Source organism: uncultured Succinivibrio sp., assembly GCF_902756765.1.
GTDB lineage: Bacteria > Pseudomonadota > Gammaproteobacteria > Enterobacterales > Succinivibrionaceae > Succinivibrio.
Genome location: NZ_CACVSS010000177.1, coordinates 1 through 2,460, shown reverse-complemented (window position 1 = coordinate 2,460; position 2,460 = coordinate 1). Strand labels below are relative to the sequence as shown.

Genomic DNA, 2,460 nt, shown 5'->3' with positions numbered 1-2,460 from the left:
GTTCTGGTAAGATATTTAAGCTCAATCAGGTAGATGCACTCATTGCTAGTACCTTTGTTTACAGTTACAACCAGATCTGCAAATTTCTCTCCCTCTCCTACGACTCTTAGGGATTTCTGCAGTCTTACCTCAAAATCATCCTTGGAAAGTTCTTCAAGCTTGGCGTACAGAACCAGATTTAAGGCCATTTCCTTCATATGCACCAGTACCTGATTTGACATAATCAGACTTAAAAATTCAGTACAGGATGAGGCAAATGAGGATAAGTCATCCTCAACGGCCATTAGAGAAGAAATATCAAGTTTCTGTGAGGAGAATACAGCATTGTTTCTGAATCTGAACTCGATAGTGCAGTTGGCAAAAAGCTTTGACATGAACTGATTTGGGATCACCAGAGAAATACCGCTATCTAAGGTTGAATTCCTGTTTAGGGTCAGATAACCAAGATAGTAGAGCATGGATAAAAGCTGTTCTCGAGAGTATTTCCTTACCTGATTGAGATTGATATTCTCAGAGAGCTTCAGAAGATTAAAAGGCTCTCCCTGAAGGTATCTGTCAATGATCTTATCAACTGTGTCTTTATCTGCAAGCCCAAACAACTGCTCAAGCTTGTAGCCGTCCTGATCGCAGGCAGGATCAAGATAATCCTCTGGATTGAGGAATACTCCTTTCTGACGGACTTTGTTAAGGTAGTAAAGACACATGGAGGAATTGTAGACTGTCTTATCAGCTTCAGCTGAAAAACAGTAGCCGTCATAGACGGGTTTCATTCTCTCAATGATTTCTTTTGTGGTTACTCCTAGCTTCTCTACATCCACAAGCTTAGGGATGAGAATATCCAGTTCATCCTCGGTAAAACCTGCGTACTCATTAAAGCAGTCCAGATCAGTAACATTACTTGCAATATTAAAGCCTGAGGTTAGTGAATCTAAGGAAACAGAGGAGACTCCTGTTATAAAGGTCTTGGCAATAGTATCGGTGGTTAGGGATTTTATTGTAGCATAAAAAGTCTTAAGAACCCCATCCTTACTGGTTATTTTTAAGAATAACTCTAAATCCTTAGATAAGATTTCATTGGCAAAATGATCATACTCATCAATCATGACATAGAGATTCTGGCTTTTTGAGAATTTTCTATAGGCCATAGAAAATTTTGTAAACAATGTGGCAGGATCGGTTTCATCAAGCTTAGAATAATCAAAAACAAAGTCAGGATATCTTAAAATAAAGTCATCAATTCCACGAGAAACAGCAACAAAAAAACTGGTTAAAAGCTTATTCAGATCCCCTGTTGAAACTGCGGAAAAATCGAAATTGATTACATGATAGCTGTTGTGAGTTGGGAGATTGAGATCATAAATCCTGGTGCCAGAAAACAGCTCCTCATACCTGTCCTGATAGGAAATGTCGTAAAAACACTTGAGCATCTGCACAAAGGTAGACTTGCCAAAACGACGGGGACGCAGGAGGACTGGATATTTACTTGTACCATTATCATCCAGATATTTAATGGAGAGACTCTTATCAACAAAGGCCTGTTCTTCCTGACGGAATAAATTAAATGTAACCTGTCCATAAGGATTATTAAGTAATTTGACTGTACTCTCTGACATAAAGCTGTATCCTTAAACCTTTGCTGTCTTCATTATAGCAGATATGAGATCGAGCTGTAGGTTTTGGAGTAAAGAGCTCTGGAGTGGGAGGTGGGGAGATGGGAAGAAAGTCTAAAGTGGGGAGATCTTCTGGTATCTTGTTCGAACCAAGAAACTGAGCTTTATTATGAGTGAAACTTGCGAACCGCGTAAGTTAGAATGTACAGACTGCTGCATTTTAACGTAGGTATTTACAATTGCCATGATCTCTAACTTTGCAAACAGGACCAGATTTAAGGCCATTTCATTCATGTGGCTTAAAACCTGATTTGACATAATAAGACTAAAAAATTCAATACAGAATAAGGTAAAGGAGGACAAATCAGTCTTAAGGGATCACATCAGAGAGATATCAGGTTTCTTTGATGAAATTCTGCATTGTTTATGAATCTGAAATCGATAGTGTATTTTGAAAAATATATTGGCCATAAACTGATTTGGCCTTTCCAGCGGAACACATTTTTTTAATATTTTTATTACTTTACAAATCAAGAAGATAAATAGTCCTTTACACGTAAGTGGGTAAAAAATGACCCCCTTACGTGTAAGGCAATTTTTTTTGCCCTCATAATACCCGCACAAACTTTTCGTGGGTGCGGAATTTATTCTAATAACAATTCCTTTCAGAACATAATGAGTACACAAAACATTACCGCACCCATCTTTTTATTTTTAATCCCTTATGGGAATCAGTAAGAGATGTTTATGTCAGGAATAAGAAAAATCCTATTAAATCTGGCGGCAGCGTTATGCCTTGTTTTTACCGGTGCCGTTTCTTCACAGACTTTAAACAATGTTGAAATCAAAT

General features: G+C 37.8%; 1 protein-coding gene. It reads right to left on the bottom strand.

Translation table 11 applies throughout. The features are described from left to right. Positions 1-1,613 (bottom strand): AAA family ATPase (locus QZU45_RS12120; RefSeq protein ID WP_295355656.1); only part of this gene is annotated, 1,613 nt, incomplete at its 3' end. Between the last annotated feature and the right edge of the window lie 847 nt (positions 1,614-2,460).